We start from the raw sequence: 237 nt of genomic DNA, 5'->3' as shown, positions 1-237 counted from the left end.
TCAGGTCGTTGGTGAATCGCTTGTAGGCGGAAACATCCAGCGTCAGGAAGTTAAAGAAACGCCCTTCCAAACCTAATTCGTACTCGGCGTAACGCTCGGGCTTGATATTCGGGTTGGCCAGGGTGTTGGATACCGTGTTGGAAACCACAAAGGCACCATCCTGGTCAACGAAGTTCTGCGTGTTCAGGAACAGGTCGACAGAAGTCGGATACCCGGTTGCAAAACCGGCAGATTCCC

General features: G+C 52.7%; 1 protein-coding gene. It reads right to left on the bottom strand.

Annotated features, from left to right (window positions below; translation table 11 throughout):
• The coding region (locus ACRHNM_RS18155; RefSeq protein WP_431138023.1) for a hypothetical protein at window positions 1-237 on the bottom strand (237 nt) is incomplete at both ends.

The sequence above is a fragment of the Psychroserpens mesophilus genome (genome assembly GCF_050617655.1).
In the GTDB taxonomy this organism is placed as follows: domain Bacteria; phylum Bacteroidota; class Bacteroidia; order Flavobacteriales; family Flavobacteriaceae; genus Psychroserpens; species Psychroserpens mesophilus_A.
The sequence above is the reverse complement of the archived record's forward strand: the minus strand, read 5'-3'. Positions and strand labels throughout refer to the sequence as shown.